This window comes from Streptomyces sp. NPDC029159 (assembly GCF_055564055.1).
The window spans coordinates 21,400-35,777 of the sequence record NZ_JBVHWT010000021.1; the positions used below are offsets into that span (position 1 = coordinate 21,400).

General features: G+C 70.1%; 12 protein-coding genes. 8 read left to right on the top strand and 4 right to left on the bottom strand.

Annotated features, from left to right (window positions below; all coding sequences use genetic code 11):
- Positions 1 to 182: 182 nt before the first annotated feature.
- Positions 183 to 1,514 carry a flavin monoamine oxidase family protein gene (locus tag ACZ4U4_RS29130; protein ID WP_467880379.1) on the top strand — a complete coding sequence of 444 codons (1,332 nt, stop codon included), beginning with the start codon at positions 183 to 185 and terminating at the stop codon, positions 1,512 to 1,514.
- A gap of 352 nt (positions 1,515 to 1,866) precedes the next feature.
- Here the strand turns inward: ACZ4U4_RS29130 and ACZ4U4_RS29135 are convergent, their stop codons facing one another.
- Positions 1,867 to 2,691: a PhzF family phenazine biosynthesis protein gene (locus ACZ4U4_RS29135; RefSeq protein ID WP_467880382.1), complete on the bottom strand. Its 825-nt coding sequence runs from the start codon at positions 2,689 to 2,691 to the stop codon at positions 1,867 to 1,869.
- 156 nt (positions 2,692 to 2,847) lie between these two features.
- Here ACZ4U4_RS29135 and ACZ4U4_RS29140 point away from each other — a divergent pair, with 156 nt between their 5' ends.
- The 4 genes from ACZ4U4_RS29140 (at position 2,848) to ACZ4U4_RS29155 (ending at position 8,669) form a co-directional block, all read left to right on the top strand.
- Positions 2,848 to 3,624, top strand: coding sequence for a TnsA-like heteromeric transposase endonuclease subunit (locus ACZ4U4_RS29140; protein ID WP_467880385.1), 777 nt, complete (start codon positions 2,848 to 2,850; stop codon positions 3,622 to 3,624).
- Positions 3,621 to 5,702, top strand: a complete 2,082-nt coding sequence (locus ACZ4U4_RS29145) for a Mu transposase C-terminal domain-containing protein (RefSeq protein WP_467880388.1) — start codon at positions 3,621 to 3,623, stop codon at positions 5,700 to 5,702. The genes ACZ4U4_RS29140 and ACZ4U4_RS29145 overlap by 4 nt, the downstream gene beginning before the upstream one ends.
- Positions 5,699 to 6,742, top strand: a complete 1,044-nt coding sequence (locus ACZ4U4_RS29150) for a TniB family NTP-binding protein (protein WP_467880391.1) — start codon at positions 5,699 to 5,701, stop codon at positions 6,740 to 6,742. The genes ACZ4U4_RS29145 and ACZ4U4_RS29150 overlap by 4 nt, the downstream gene beginning before the upstream one ends.
- A 1,264-nt stretch (positions 6,743 to 8,006) precedes the next feature.
- Positions 8,007 to 8,669, top strand: coding sequence for a PadR family transcriptional regulator (locus tag ACZ4U4_RS29155; RefSeq protein WP_467880394.1), 663 nt, complete (start codon positions 8,007 to 8,009; stop codon positions 8,667 to 8,669).
- Between the two features lie 112 nt (positions 8,670 to 8,781).
- Here ACZ4U4_RS29155 and ACZ4U4_RS29160 read toward each other — a convergent pair whose 3' ends face one another.
- The gene (locus ACZ4U4_RS29160; RefSeq protein WP_467880397.1) at positions 8,782 to 9,210 is read right to left on the bottom strand and encodes a type II toxin-antitoxin system Rv0910 family toxin; all 429 of its coding nucleotides are present in this window, start codon (positions 9,208 to 9,210) and stop codon (positions 8,782 to 8,784) included.
- Positions 9,211 to 9,668: 458 nt separating this feature from the next.
- Between ACZ4U4_RS29160 and ACZ4U4_RS29165 the strand changes: the two genes are divergently transcribed.
- Together ACZ4U4_RS29165 and ACZ4U4_RS29170 are read left to right on the top strand one after the other, a co-directional pair.
- On the top strand, positions 9,669 to 10,151 hold the full coding sequence (locus ACZ4U4_RS29165; RefSeq protein ID WP_467880541.1) for a peptidase: 483 nt from the start codon (positions 9,669 to 9,671) through the stop codon (positions 10,149 to 10,151).
- Between the two features lie 218 nt (positions 10,152 to 10,369).
- Complete coding sequence (locus tag ACZ4U4_RS29170) at positions 10,370 to 11,347, top strand: EamA family transporter (RefSeq protein ID WP_467880399.1); 978 nt, start codon at positions 10,370 to 10,372, stop codon at positions 11,345 to 11,347.
- Positions 11,348 to 11,541: 194 nt separating this feature from the next.
- Here the strand turns inward: ACZ4U4_RS29170 and ACZ4U4_RS29175 are convergent, their stop codons facing one another.
- Both ACZ4U4_RS29175 and ACZ4U4_RS29180 read right to left on the bottom strand, forming a co-directional pair.
- Positions 11,542 to 12,201 (bottom strand): FMN-binding negative transcriptional regulator, encoded by a 660-nt coding sequence (locus ACZ4U4_RS29175; RefSeq protein ID WP_467880402.1) that lies wholly within the window; start codon positions 12,199 to 12,201, stop codon positions 11,542 to 11,544.
- Between the two features lie 9 nt (positions 12,202 to 12,210).
- On the bottom strand, positions 12,211 to 12,939 hold the full coding sequence (locus tag ACZ4U4_RS29180) for a pyridoxamine 5'-phosphate oxidase family protein (RefSeq protein ID WP_467880405.1): 729 nt from the start codon (positions 12,937 to 12,939) through the stop codon (positions 12,211 to 12,213).
- A gap of 35 nt (positions 12,940 to 12,974) precedes the next feature.
- Here ACZ4U4_RS29180 and ACZ4U4_RS29185 point away from each other — a divergent pair, with 35 nt between their 5' ends.
- A complete protein-coding gene (locus tag ACZ4U4_RS29185) occupies positions 12,975 to 14,306 on the top strand; it encodes an aminotransferase class I/II-fold pyridoxal phosphate-dependent enzyme (RefSeq protein WP_467880408.1) in 1,332 nt (443 codons plus the stop codon).
- Positions 14,307 to 14,378: the final 72 nt, after the last annotated feature.

Genomic DNA, 14,378 nt, shown 5'->3' on the forward strand with positions numbered 1-14,378 from the left:
GGTCCGACAACGGTGGGCTTCCGCGGCGGCGGCCCTGTGGGGCCGGTTGCCCATACCGGGTGAACCAGGCCACGAGGGGTGTGGCGCGTGCCCTGAGCCCGCTGCCCGGCCACGATCCTTGAGGCGCCGTCGGCCCGTACGGCACAGGCCGGGCGGAACGAGACAGGGAAGCGGTGACCGGGGTGAGAAAGCACGATGCGGTGGTTGTCGGCGCAGGATTCGCGGGTCTCAGCGCGGCGCAGGAGCTTCACCGGGCGGGCTGCAACGTCCTCGTGCTGGAAGCCCGTGGCCGGGTCGGCGGGCGCGCCTTCACCCGCTTTCTGCCCGACGGCACCCAACTCGACCTGGGCGGGCAGTGGATCTCCTCCGCTCAGCTCCGGATCAGCGAACTGGTTCGCCGGCACGGCATCGTCACCTACCCGACCCCGGAGTACGGCTCCTCGGTGATCGACTACGACGGGGAACACCTGACCGCACTCCCCGACGAGGTCACCGCACTCCTCCGGGAACTCGACACGCTCTGCGGGCACGTCCCCGTGAAGAGCCCCTGGACCGCTGCCGATGCGGTGGCCTGGGACCGGCAGACCTTCGCCACCTGGCTCGAGGCGACCGGAGCCCCGGAGGCAGCCAAGCGCTACGTCGGCCGGGTCGTCTCCGGCGGGCTCCTCGCCGGGAGCCCTTCGGAGACCTCGCTTCTCGAAACGCTCTTCTACCTGGCCAGCGGCGGGGGGACCGCGGCGCTGCTCGGCTTCCGGGGCGGGGCGCAGGAAACCCGTGTCGTCGGCGGCGCACAAGAGATCGCCGAGAGGATGGCCGCTGATCTGCCCGACGGCACCGTCCGGCTGTCCGAGCCGGTCACCGGCATCGCCCACGACCCCTCCGGGGTCCGCGTCACCACCACGCTGGGGGAGTACCGCGCGGCGCGGGCCGTGATCGCGCTGCCGCCCGTACTCGCCGGGAGTCTCCGCTACGACCCGCCGCTGAGCGCCCTGCGGGCAGGCGTCCTTCAGCACATGACGGCCGGCACCGCGCTGAAGGTCCATGCCGTCTACCCCGAGCCCTTCTGGCGGGACGAGGGGCTGTCGGGAGTGTCGACATCGGCGACGGGCGTGCTCACGGAGACCGTTGACAACACGCCGCCAGAGGCCCCGAGGGCGGTGCTGACGGCATTTGTCTACGGCGACGAGGCCGCTCACCTGCGGACCCGCCCGTACGGGGAGCGCCGGGAGAGCATCACCCGTCGGCTCGGGGAGCTGTTCTCCGAACGGGCGGCGGAACCGGAGGAGTTCATCGAGTTCGACTGGCTCGGGCAGGAGTGGACCCGGGGATGTTTCTCCGGGCACTTCACGCCCGGCGGATGGACGGCCTTCGGCAGCGCGCTGCGTCTGCCGGAAGGGGCACTGCACTGGGCGGGCACGGAGACGGCCGTGCACGGGAACGGGTACTTCGAAGGGGCCGTCGAGTCGGGGCATCGCGCGGCGCGGGAAGTGCTTCACGCCCTCGGCTCCTTCTGAGGCGGCATCGAACGGTCCGTGGCCCCGTGCTGCGTACCCGTCCGGCCCGTTGGGCGGTTCTCTCCCCGGCAATTCCGATCGGCCGGTCCCTGAACAGATCTGTGACCTGCGGTGCAACATGCCCGTTCCCCTTCCCCCGTCAGCTCCCCGTGCCGGCCGTCGCATTCCGACGGTGACCGGATCTTTCACGAAGAGAAACACCGCCGTCCCGCAGTTGGTTGCCGCGAATCACCGCGAGCGCCGGGAAGTGGCGGAAGCGGCGGTCTGACAGGCGTCCGGACATGCCCGGATGCCGCACGCATCAGGGTGCCCCGGAACGGCCCCGCGGCCCGGGGCATTCCCTCCCTACAGCTCAGGGCATGGCGAGGAGCTCCCCGTCGATCACGGTGACGGCGGAGCCGGTGAGCAGGGTGCGGTCGCCGCTAAGCCGGGTGCGGACGAGGCCGGTACGGGCACCCCCTTGCAGGCTGGCGAGGGTGGGCCGGCCGAGCCGCTCGGCCCAGAACGGTGCGAGGGCGGTGTGCGCGCTACCCGTCACCGGATCCTCGTTGATACCGACGTTGGGAAAGAAGCAGCGGGTCCGGACGTCGTAAACGGAGTCGGGCAGGTCGGCGCGCGCGGTGGCGATCACGCCCCGGCCGTCCTGCCTGGCGAGCGCGGCGAAGTTCGGCGACAGTCCGTCCACGGTCTCTTCATCGGCCAGTTCGACCAGCAGGTCGCCGACCTGCGGACCGGTGTCGTACGCATTGAGGATCGGCACGCTGCCCAGCCCGTGGGCGACCGCCGACGGAACCTTCACGGGCGTGAGCGGGGCGGTCGGGAAGTCCATCGTGAACGTGGCGTCGTCGTTCGCGGTCGTGGCCAGGACGCCGCTGCGGGTGGCGAAGCGGACCGTGCCGGTGGCTTTGCCGGTGGTGTGCAGGACGTGCGCGGTGGCGAGGGTGGCATGCCCGCACATGGTGACCTCGGTGGTCGGGGTGAACCAGCGCAGCGCCCAGTCCGCCTCGCCGCCGGGCGGCAGGGGATGGGCGAACGCGGTCTCCGACTGGTTCGCCTCCCGGGCGACGTCCCGCATCCAGTGAAGGGACGGGAAGTCGTCCGCATCCAGAAGGACGACTCCCGCCGGATTGCCGGTGAACGGGCGGGTGCTGAACGCATCGACGATACGAATCCTCATGCGGAAGACCCTAGGCCACCCACTCCGACGCAGATCAGGGCCAATTCCGAAAAATTGGTCTGCCTTCGGGGGTGCCGATGACCTGTGACAGCGAACCTTGAGCGATTGCCAACGAAGATTGAGCGACGCTAGTTTGTGACACCGAACATTGAGTTGTTGGCGCTCAGTCATGGTTGGTGGCGGGTGGGGGAGTTAGCTCGGGCGCTTCAATCGGAAGCGCTGACTGCCTTTGAACTGGGCTTTCTTGATGGCGGGGTGCGCCGGTGCGAGCCGCTGGGAGCAAGTTGGGACGTCCGATTCGAGGATGTCGAGCCGGTCCGCGAGTTCAGCTGGCGCAAGGAGGCCCGCGGGTTCGCGGGCTGGTACTACTCGTCGACGCTTCGGGACCACGTCGGCTATGAGTCGTGGCTGGAGCGCGACCGGCTGGTGCTGCTGGACCGGGATCCGCAGGTCATCGGCATCGCATCGCAGCCGTTCTGGCTCCATTGGCGTGATCAGTCCGGTGGCCGCCGGCACGCCCCGGACTACTTCGTCCGTCTGGCCGACGGCCGGGCCCGCGTCGTCGATGTCCGCGCCGAGGACGACATGGACGACGCGACAAGAGAGGCCTTCGCGGCGACCGCGGACGCTTGCCGCGCGGTGGGCTGGGAGTTCGAGTGGGCGGGCAGGCCCGAGCCCGTGTTCATGGCGAACATCCGCTGGCTCGCCCGCTACCGCCGAGTCCGCTGCAGCCGTCCCGCCTGGATCGCGGACGGGCTGCGGGAGACATTCCGCGAACCAAAACGAATGTGGGAAGGGGCCGAGTTGGTGGGCGATCGACTGCAGGTCCTGCCGGTCTTGTTCCACCTGCTGTGGTCCGGAGCCCTGGCAACCGATCTGGTCACCCAGGTGATGGGGACCGACAGCCTTGTCTGGACGGAGGCCGGCGGATGAGCGGCCTGACGCGACCGCCGGTTCTTGCGGTGGGCCAGCGGATCCGGTTCGACGGACAGGTGAGGGGGGTCCTCGAGGTGACCGCCCAGGCGGCGACGCTGGAGGACGAGGAGATCTCGCACCGGGTGGTCGCGTTGATCGACTTGTTCGAGGCGCCTGACTTCGAGGTCCTGTTCCAGCCCGAGCGTCGGCCCCTCCCGCAGGTTGGGGTGATGGACGGGTTTCCCCCTGACGTGGTGAAGCAGGCGCTTTGGTGGGAGGGCCACATCCTGGAGGTCCTGCATGGGCTGCCACCGGATGCGGAGCCCGGCACCGAGCCCCGGCCCGGTTACGGACCGGGATCGTCGGTGACGTCCCGCGAGAAGGTGAAGGCGGCCGAGCTCACCGCGCTGGGGCACCCGGTCAAGCCCAACACGGTCGGCTGGAGGCGACGCCGCTACCTCTCGGACGGGCTGGTCGGCCTGGCCGACCACCGGCCGGTCCGAAAGCGCAAGGAGTTCGGGGAGGTGCCCTACGCGGTCGTCGAAGCGATGCGGCAGGCGATCAGAGAGGGCGTCGACACCTCGACTCGCAACGGCTCCTACCTGATCTGGCGAACCGGGGAGATCTTGCGCGAGACCGGCGGGGAACAGGCCGATCTGCCGACCCAGCGGACGCTCTACCGGCTGCTGGAGAAGCTCACGAAGGGCACCCACGCGACCGGCTCGGCCCGCACTCGCCGTTCGGTGGCGCATGGGGCCAACGCGCCGTTCGGCGAGCTGACGGTGTCGGCACCGGGCGAGGTGATGCAGATCGACTCCAGCCCGCTGGACGTGCTGGTCCGCCTCGACAACGGGGTCGTGGGCAAGGTCGAGATCACCGGGATGATCGACGTCGCGACCAGGACCCTGTCGGCGGCGGTGCTGCGGCCCACCACGAAGTCGGTGGACGCGAGCATTCTGCTGGCCCGCACGGTCACCCCGGAACTGATGCGGCCGGGCTGGGTGGACGCGCTGAGGATGTCCCGATCAGTGCTTCCCCACCGCAGGCTGCTGGCCCTGGACGAGCGGCTGGAGCACGCGGCTGCGAAGCCGGTGATCGTCCCGGAAACGATCGTCTGCGACCACGGGAAGGTGTTCATCTCGCGCAACTTCCGTTCCTCCTGCCGGTTCCTGGAGATCGACTTCCAGCCCACCTTGAAGGGGGCGCCCTTCCAGAAGGGCCACATCGAGAAGATGCTGGACACCGTCTCCCTCCAATTCGCCCAGTTTCTACCGGGCTTCACCGGCCGCAACACCGACCGCCGCGGTCGCCGCCCCGAGGAAGAGAACCTGTGGTCCTTGCCTGAGCTGCAGGAACTGCTGGACGAGTGGATCGTCGCCAAGTGGCAGAACCGCCCGCATGACGGCCTGCGCGACCCCGACCACCCGGGGCGGCTGTTCACGCCGAACCAGAAGTACGCCGCCCTGGTCGAGGCCAGTGGCTATGTCCCGGTCGCGCTCAGTGGCCAGGACTACGTCGAACTCCTCCCCGCGGCCTGGCGGGCCGTCAACTCCTACGGCATCCGGATCAACAACCGCACCTACGACAGTGCCGGCCTCGGCCCGATGCGTCGGCGTGACTCCGGCGTCACTGCCAAGAGGGGGCTCTGGGAGGTGCACCGCGACCCCTATGACGTCTCCTACGTCTGGGTCCGAGACCACCGCGGCGACGGCGGCTGGGTCCGCGCGACATGGAAGTACCTGAACCGGGCCCCGGTCCCGTTCGGTGACCTGGCCTGGGACCACGTCAGCCACCAGCTGCCCAAGGCCACCGAGGAGGAACTCGCCCAGGCCGTCGCGGACCTGCTCACCCGAGCCCACGCAGGTCCCGACCAGCCGCCCGCGAAGCAGACCCGCACGCGCAAGGCCGGCAAGGCCGATCGCCGCGTCGCCGCCCGCACCAAGGCCGCCCCCGCGGCGACACCGCCGCCGGCACCGTCTTTGGAACCGCAGCAGGAACCCGCCCCGGAAGAGCCGGTGGAGGACGAGGACACGCTGGCCGAGGTGATCCCGCTGGGACTCTTCGACCCGCTCGAAGACCCCTGGAAACGCTTGTGACGACGATGGTGGACGGGACTGACGGTCCGGACGACGACTTCGGGCAGCAACTGACGGTCCTGCCCGGTTGGCGTGAGTTCGTCGCGTCCGCGGCCGACACGCCTATGACCCTGCTCACCCGGGACGATTACGACGCCTTGCCGAAGGAGGAGAAGTACGACTACGACGAGGACCGGCTGGATCACCACGCCCGCCTCCAGGTGATCGCGACCTCCACTGTCCGCAAGACAGTCACCTGTGGCCGGCGGCTGACGATCCTGAACCGCGGGGCGATCAGCGCCCGCCGGGGCCTGATCGTCTCGGGGCCGGCCAACACGGGGAAGACCATCGCGCTGACCCAGCTCGGCCTCGCGCACGAACTCCAGGACCGCCGCCGCCATCCGGGGCAGGACGAACGCATCCCGGTCATCTACATCACCGTCCCGCCCTCCGCGACACACCGGATGATCGCGGCGGAACTCGCCCGGTTCCTCGGACTGCCCGTCCTTCGCAGCTCGAACGCCACGGACCTCACCGAAGCGGTGGTCGGCGTCTGCACCAAGGCCCGGACCAGCCTGATCCTGGTCGACGAGATCCACAACATATCCGGGATGACCCGCAACGGGGCCGAGGCAACGGACACGCTCAAGTACTTCTCCGAGCGCATCCCCGCGACGTTCGCCTACGCGGGCATCGACATCGAGGACTGCGGTCTGCTCGCCGGGCTGCGGGGCGACCAGGTCGCCGCCCGCTTCACCTCGGTCGACACCCACTCGTTTCCCTACAACGCGGAGTGGAAGGCACTGGTCGCTCAGATGGAGGCCAACCTGCTGCTGCACCAGCACAAGCCAGGAACCCTCACCCGGCTGGACCGCTTCCTGCACACCCGCACCGGCGGCATGATCGGCACCCTGTCCCACCAGATCCGCGGCGCCGCCGTCGACGCCATCCTCACCGGCACCGAGAAGATCACCAAAGCGGGCCTGCTGGCAGTCGACCTGGACATCGCCTCCCGCCGCAAGCGCCCCGGCAACCCGCCGAAGCCGAACTCCGAGCAGTGACCGCACCCCTGCACGCCGGCCAGCCGATCGCCAAGCTCCCTTTCCAGATCCGGCCCAACCGCGGCGAGGGCGGCAGATCGTTCATCACCCGTCTCGCCCACGCGAACCACCTCCCACCCGCCTACCTGCGGAAATGCCTGACGGAGCCCCCGCACCACCGCGGGGTCCCGACCTGGGATCGGCTCGCCGCGGCCACCGGACGCGACCCCGTCCAGCTCCGCCAGATCCTGGAGACGATCGAATGCGCCGAGTGCGGCACTGCGATTCCCCCGCGGTCGAGTTTCGGCGTCAAACCGCGAACCTGCTCAACGAAATGCCGTCAGAAGAAGTACCGCCGAGGCGTTGTCATAAGAACCGTCCCCTGTCGCATCTGCGCGAAGCCCATGCGGGTCCAGCTGGGACAACGGCGCTTCCTGTGTTCCTCACCCTGCCGCCGCACCGCCTACCTCCGACGCAAGCAGCCGAACACCTCGACGGACACCGAGGCCGGCAGCGAGCCGCAGCCCGGGCAATGCGTCATCTGCGAACGCCCCCTCCCTCCCCGGTCCCCATCCAGCCGTCGCACCTGCTCAGCGGTCTGCCGCAACAAAGCCTCCCGCTGGGACAGGCAAGCCCGACGGAGACCCGTCAGCCACAGCGAGCGGAACTACTGCGGCCAATGCGGGATGGCGTTCCGGACCAATCAACCGAGCCGCCGCTGGTGCTCGCCAGCCTGCCGCCAGCGGGCAGCCCGCGAACGCAGATCACCATCCTCGCGGCCGAACACGGACTCGATCACCGCCTGCCGCCGCTGCGAGGCATCGTTCCAGAGCCCAAAGCGATCCCCCTGCCCGTGGTGCTCAACCCAGTGCTGGGAAGCAGAACTCGCCGACCGGCGCCAGCAGGAAGCCTGCGGCGTCTGCGCTGAATCGCTTAAGGGACGCAGACCAACGGAGACTCGACGCTGGTGCTCCTCAGCCTGCCGCCAGCGGGCGACCCGTTGGCGAGCCGAACTACACGAACGACAGCTCAGCTGACCTGCGGATATCAATCTTCGCTGACACTACGCGCCGAGTGCTCAATCTTCGCTGGCACAAACGCACCACTCATCAACCTTCGTTGGCAATCGCTCAAGGTTCGCTGTCACAGGTCAGCCGACCTGGGGCCGCGAGTCCTTGCCGAACGAACAGTACCGATATATCGTTGACGCATCGCGACCGGTCAACGGGAGATCGGTCGATGCCCGGCAAGCCACTGGGCTGCCGGCTGACGAAAGGACATCCTCATGCGACCCCACGGACATGGACACGGACAGGAACACGGCTTCGGTCGCGGCCCCTGGGGCGGCGGTCGCCCCGGCGGTCCCGGTGGCCGCGGCCCCGGTGAGGCAGGCGGCTTCGCCGGCTTCGGTGAGCGGTTCGAGGGCCGTCGCGCCTTCGGCCCCTTCGGGCCGCCCTTCGGCGGGCCGCAATTCGGCGGCGGCCGGGGGCGTGGCGGGCCGCGCGGCCGCGCCCGGCGCGGTGACGTGCGCGCCTCGATCCTCGCGCTGCTCAAGGACCGCCCGATGCATGGCTACGAAATGATCCAGGAGATCGCCGAGCGCAGCGGCGGAGCCTGGAAGCCCAGCCCCGGCTCGGTCTACCCGACCCTCCAGCTCCTGGAGGACGAGGGGCTGATCTCCAGCGCCTCCGAGGGGGGCAAGAAGCTCTTCTCCCTGACGGAGGAGGGGCGCGCGGAGGCCGACGGCGGTCCCGACGCCCCCTGGGAGGACGCGGGACGCGGCGTCGACTGGGAGGCCATGAACGAGATCCGCAAGGCCGGTGGCGGTCTCGTCGACGCCTTCCGGCAGGTCTGGGCCACCGGCACCCCTGAGCAGCGGGAAAAGGCGATGGCAGTGGTCAACAAGGCACGGAAGGAGCTGTACCTGATCCTCGCCGAAGAGGACTGACGGCCGAGGGCGCGCAGTTCCCGCCCCGGCGCGCGGATATCCGCCCCCGGCGTGCATGGGCGGCCGTGCGCCGGGGCTTCACCGCGCACCATGACGCGCTCATCGGGGTGTGTCAGGCGATGAGTGCCGCGAGTTCGTGGAGCGATGTCTCCAGCGCCGAACTCGCGGAGGTCTTGAGCTTCCCGGCCATCAGGGACACCGCGGCGCCGGTGAACTCCCCGTCGATGCGCACCGTCGTCGCCTCGCCGTCGGGCTCCAGCGCGTACCGCATCGCCAGCGTCACGCCCATAGGGCCCTTGCCCCGGATCTCCAGTAGTCGTTCCGGCAGCAGCTCCTGCACCGTCCAGTGGACCTCGGCCGGGAAGCCCATCAGCTTCATGTTCTCCTCGTATTCCGCACCCGCCCGCAGAGGATCCGGCCCGCCCCGGGGGAAGTCGGTGTGCGTGGCGTTCCACCGGCCGTAGTTGTCGAAGTCGGTGAGCTGCTCCCAGATCGGCCCGGCCGGAGCCTCGATGCGGGCCTGCGCGGTGACTGCGGCCATACGACCACCCCTTTTTGGTGACGACATGCCTGACGGGTCCGCGGAACGTAGCCGCGCCGACTGCAACCTTCAAGGCTGATGGCTCGTCAATGTCTACGGGGCATGAGCCACCTCTGGTGCCTCCGAAGGGCGTGGTGCCGCGGTCACTCGCCGGATTCCTGCGGTGGGACGCCGCGGCGGATTGCTGTCATGGATGGCATTCCAGGGGCCGTTGTGGGGGAACGCCGGGAATCTGCAGCTCAGTCTTTTCCGGCGAAGAAGGGGAAGCCTGGATATTTCACCCTTGTGGTGCCCCCTTCTCCTCCTTACGGAGGAGAAGGGCCGGGCTTCTCCCCAACCACGGTGGGATGCGCAAATGCTTCCCGCCGGGGATGCCCGGGCCTTTCGCGGCTGGTGGGGTGGTAGGCGTGCAATACCGTGCTGCGAACAGCGGCGGGGAGGTCCCCGCGCGGGTGGATATGGACGCACAGCTCACCGTTGAGCTGGCGTCGGTGATATCCGCTGCCCGCCGACGGGCCACGCGGGACGGTGATCGTCAGGTCGACACCGCGCACCTGCTGCACGGCCTGCTGGAGTGGGACCCCGCCGTACGGGACGCCTTCGACGGCGGGTCGCCCCAGATCGCCCGGCTCCTCGGCTACCTCGTCCAGCGCAGCATCGGCTACGGGCTTCAGTGGCATGGCACCGTCGAGGACTCCGGCGCGGTACCTGTGGTGGCCGAGGGCGGCGTACCGGGGTGGTCGCCCGCCGCGGCCGCCGCCATGGACGGCGCCCTCGACCGCGCGCACGCCCGCTACGACCTCCGCGCGGGGTGCCTGGATCTGTTGGCCGCTTTGGTGGACGACCCCGAGTCCCGTGCCGTGGAGGTGCTGCGCCGGGCCTCCGTCGACACCGCACGACTCGCGGCTCGCCTGGACGGACAAACCGCCGACCTGGGGTGATGGCCACCTGACGGCTGCCTGGCGGACCGGGAAACACAGAGCCGGTAAGCGGTGACTCCGCCGATGACGGCTGTCATGATGACCCGATGCACGCGTCTTCGGGGAGCCCCGCCGCCATGAACGCCCGGCCGGGGCAGGCCACTCATGGTGCCGCGGCATCGTCCGCGCACCCTCCCACCCCTGGGGCGGAAGGGCCCCCGACAGCCTCGGGCCGCGGAATGAGCCTGACTCTCGCCCTGATTTCCGCCGTCGCCTTCGGCGGCTCCGGAGTCGCCGCCAAACCCCTGATCGAGGCGGGACTGGAGCCCCTGCACGTCACCTGGCTCCGTGTCGCGGGCGCCACGTTGGTGATGCTTCCCGTCGCCTGGCGCCACCGCTCCCTGGTACGGCGGCGCCCCGGGCTGCTCGTCGGCTTCGGGCTGCTCGCCGTCGCGGGCGTTCAGGCGTGCTACTTCGCCGCCCTCTCCCGCATCCCCGTCGGCGTCGCGCTCCTCATCGAGTATCTGGCGCCCGCCCTGGTGCTCGGCTGGGTCCGCTTCGTGCAGAAGCGGCCGGTCACCCGCGCCGCCGCGATCGGTGTGGTCCTTGCCGTCGGTGGCCTGGCCTGTGTGGTCGAGGTGTGGTCCGGCCTCAGCATCGATGCGCTCGGGCTCGCTCTCGCCCTCGGCGCCGCCTGCTGCCAGGTCGGCTACTTCGTTCTTTCGGACCACGGAACCGACGGCGAGGACACTGTCGATCCGCTCGGCGTCGTCGCCTACGGGCTGCTGATCGGCACCATCACCCTCACTGTGATCGCCCGGCCCTGGGGAATGGCATGGTCGGTGCTCGGCGGAACGACCTCGATGAACGGCACCCGTGTCCCTGCCGTGCTGCTGCTCGCCTGGATCGTGCTGGTCGCGACCGTTCTTGCCTATCTCACCGGTGTGGTGTCCATCCGCCGGCTGTCGCCCCAGGTGGCCGGTGTGCTGGCCTGTCTGGAAGCGGTGATCGCGACGGTCCTGGCCTGGGTGCTGCTGGGTGAACATCTCTCCCCTCCGCAGATCTTCGGCGGCGTCGTGGTGCTGGTCGGTGCCTTCATCGCACAATCGTCGACTCCGACCGCCGGACGCACGGAGGAGACCACCGTGGTCGCCGGGGCGCCCGGAGCCGTGACCGCCGGCGACGCGGAGATGACGGGCGAGCGTGGCCACCGGTAACCGCTGTCTGGCGGAAGAGGCGCGGGTGCACGCCGATTGGCGGATGTGCCGGTTGGCAGGGAGTACCCCGGTGCCCTCGGCAGATCCGCTGCCCGATTGACGAAGAAGAGGGCCGTCGCCCGGGGCGGCGAACGGCTGGTCACACCGACTGCCGAACCCCGGGCTGCCTGTCGTCAGTGCAGGCCGCGGGCGCCTCACGGCCTCCGGCTGCGCCCCTCGCGAGCGACTGCGAGACGGCGTTGCTGGTGGACGCGGGCAGCGGCGTCCCCGGGCGCATTCCGATCCGCCAACCGATCGGATATCCGCTGCTGGACCGCTTCGGACCGCTTGCCGGCGTACTTGAATTTGGCCCGCACTTCCTGGACCTCCAGGAGCAGCCCCCGGATTCCCGCCAGCTGACGGCCGTACGGAGCCTGGTCGGCGGCGACCGGCGCGGAACCGCCCTCGGGCTGGAAATGATTCAGCTGCCGTTGCAGCAGCACGGCCTTGGCCTCCGGGGCATCCACGATGCGGGCGTGACAGGTGAGTTGGACGGCGGCGTAGAAACTCGTGGGGACGCCGTGCTCGGGCGGCTCGTCCTCGGCGGCCTGCCACGGGCCGGGGATGAAGGCGTAGTCGTCGACCACGCTCAACAGCACGGTCGGCGCCGCTTCCAGCGCGGGCCAGATCGGATTCGGCCGGGCGAGATGGCCGACGACCTGACCGCTCCCGGGCGCGTATGCGAAGTGCATCGGCTGCACGAGCGGCGGCGCGCCCGACGGGCCGTTGACCGCCAGCTGGCCGAAGTCGTGCCCGGCGAGCCAGTGCTGCCATTCGCCGTCATCGGTCGGGGCGTCCCAAGGATGGATCAGCACGGAAGACTCCTATCGCGCGGTGAGATACCCCGGCTCGGGAATGGCCGGGCCCTGGGAATCCGCCGGTATGGGCGTGCCGTACACGGGGGTCACGGGAAGCACGCCTGCCCAGTGGGGGAGTGCCAGGTCCTCGGGCTCGTCGTTCGGGCCGCCGGTGCGGATCTTCGCCGAGACCTCATGCAGATCGAGTCGGATGACGGCGGTGGCCGCCAGCTCCTTGGCGTTGCCCGGGCGGGAATCGGCGGACCTGCCGGGGAGGACGTGGTCGACGAGGGCGTCGAGGGCCGCGGTCTTCTCCTGCGGGTCGGTGACCTGATGGGCGGTGCCGTGTACGACCACGCTGCGGTAGTTGATGGAGTGGTGGAACGCGGACTTCGCGAGCACCAGGCCGTCCACATGCGTCACCGTGACACAGACCGCGAGGCCGGGATCCGGCTGCCCGGCTGCCCGCAGCGGTCGCGAACCTGTCGAACCGTGCAGGTAGAGACGGTCACCGACCCTGCCGTAGAGCGTGGGCAGAACGACCGGCGCGCCTTCCCGCACGAACCCCAGATGGCAGACGTATCCCTCGTCGAGGATCGCGTGGACGGTCTCCTGGTCGTAGGCGGCGCGGTCGGCGGACCGGGTGGGAACGGTCCGCTCGGTCGGCGCGTACTCCAAGGGGACATCGCCGGAAGATGCGGTGTCCGGGCCCGGCGAAGGGATCTGCGGGCGGTGGCGCGACGGGGTCTGGGACATTGCCAACTCCATTGCACTAGTGCATAATCAACTTTGTGCTAGAAGAGTATCGGATCGAAGGGCGGCGCGCATCGGAAATTGCCGCCAGTGTCGAGCGAGCCGTCGGTGCCGGTGAGCTCCAGCCGGGCGAAGTCCTTCCTCCACTGCGGGAGTTGGCCGTCTATCTGGAGGTGAATCCGAATACGGTCGCCGCCGCGTACCGCACACTGCGGGATCGCGGAGTGATCGAGACGGCCGGGCGGCGCGGCAGTCGGGTACGCCCGCGTCCTGCGAGCACGGCGCGTGATGCGATCCGGGTCGAGGTGCCGCCGGGCGTCCGGGACGCCTCCGCAGGAAACCCCGATACGGCGCTCCTTCCCCCCTGGGGAGAGGCGGTGGCGGCCGCCGCGGTGCGCGGTGCCGGACGGCCGGTGCTCTACGGCGCGCCGCCGGTGGACGGCGCCCTGGAGGAGATGGTGCTCGCTGCGCTGGCCGAGGACGGCGTTCCGGCCGGGCCGATAGCGCTGACCAGCGGTTCGCTCGACGCCATCGAGCGCACGCTCAACGTGTATCTGCGGCCGGGCGACACGGTGGCGGTGGAGGACCCGGGCTGGGGCAGCCTGCTCGACCTCATCCCGGCGCTCGGTCTCCGCGCCGCCCCGGTCGCCGTCGACGACGAGGGGCCGCTGGTGGCGGAGCTGGCCCGGGCGCTCGACCAGGGGGCGCGGGCCGTCGTCGTCACGGACCGGGCGCAGAACCCCACCGGAGCTGCCGTGAGCCGGGCGCGCTCCGCCGAATTGCGGAGCCTGCTGGCGGCGCACCCCGGAGTCCTGCTGATCGAGGACGACCACGGCCACGGCATCGTCGACCTCCCCCTCCATCCGCTTGCAGGCGCCACCGACCACTGGATGCTGGTGCGCTCGACGGCCAAGGCGTACGGCCCGGACCTGCGCCTGGCAGTCATGACCGGCGATCCGGTGACCGTGGACAGGGTCCGCGGCAGACAGCGTCTCGGGCCGGGGTGGGTGAGCCACCTGCTTCAGGACACCGTCGCCCACCTGTGGCGAAGTTCCGCTGTCGATCCGGCAGTGGTGGCCGCGGCGTATGGCGAGCGACGGAACGCCCTGATACGCGCACTCGCGGTGCGTGGGGTGCCCGGCCACGGCCGGAGCGGCATGAACGTCTGGGTGCCGGTGCCCGATGAGACGGGAGCGGTCGCCCGCCTGTTGCACGCCGGGTGGGCGGTGGCACCCGGTGCGCGCTTCCGTATGCAGTCACCACCCGCGATCCGCATCACGGTCTCGGGCCTGACCTCGGCCGACATCGAGCCGTTGGCCGCGGCGGTCGCGGCTGCCATCGGCTCCGGGGAGGCGCGGCGCTACGAATGACCGAGGGGCCGCACGAAGGCGGCCCCTCGGATAGGGGCTAGGTGGCCGGACGCGCGCGGGCCGACCACCGAG

Excerpts from the sequence above, each read along its gene's own strand:
- ACZ4U4_RS29135 (WP_467880382.1), bottom strand. The coding sequence starts at position 2,691 with ATGAGGATTCGTATCGTCGATGCGTTCAGCACCCGCCCGTTCACCGGC.
- ACZ4U4_RS29145 (WP_467880388.1), top strand. The coding sequence starts at position 3,621 with ATGAGCGGCCTGACGCGACCGCCGGTTCTTGCGGTGGGCCAGCGGATC.
- ACZ4U4_RS29155 (WP_467880394.1), top strand. The coding sequence starts at position 8,007 with ATGCGACCCCACGGACATGGACACGGACAGGAACACGGCTTCGGTCGC.
- ACZ4U4_RS29160 (WP_467880397.1), bottom strand. The coding sequence starts at position 9,210 with ATGGCCGCAGTCACCGCGCAGGCCCGCATCGAGGCTCCGGCCGGGCCG.
- ACZ4U4_RS29165 (WP_467880541.1), top strand. The coding sequence starts at position 9,669 with ATGGACGCACAGCTCACCGTTGAGCTGGCGTCGGTGATATCCGCTGCC.
- ACZ4U4_RS29170 (WP_467880399.1), top strand. The coding sequence starts at position 10,370 with ATGAGCCTGACTCTCGCCCTGATTTCCGCCGTCGCCTTCGGCGGCTCC.
- ACZ4U4_RS29180 (WP_467880405.1), bottom strand. The coding sequence starts at position 12,939 with ATGTCCCAGACCCCGTCGCGCCACCGCCCGCAGATCCCTTCGCCGGGC.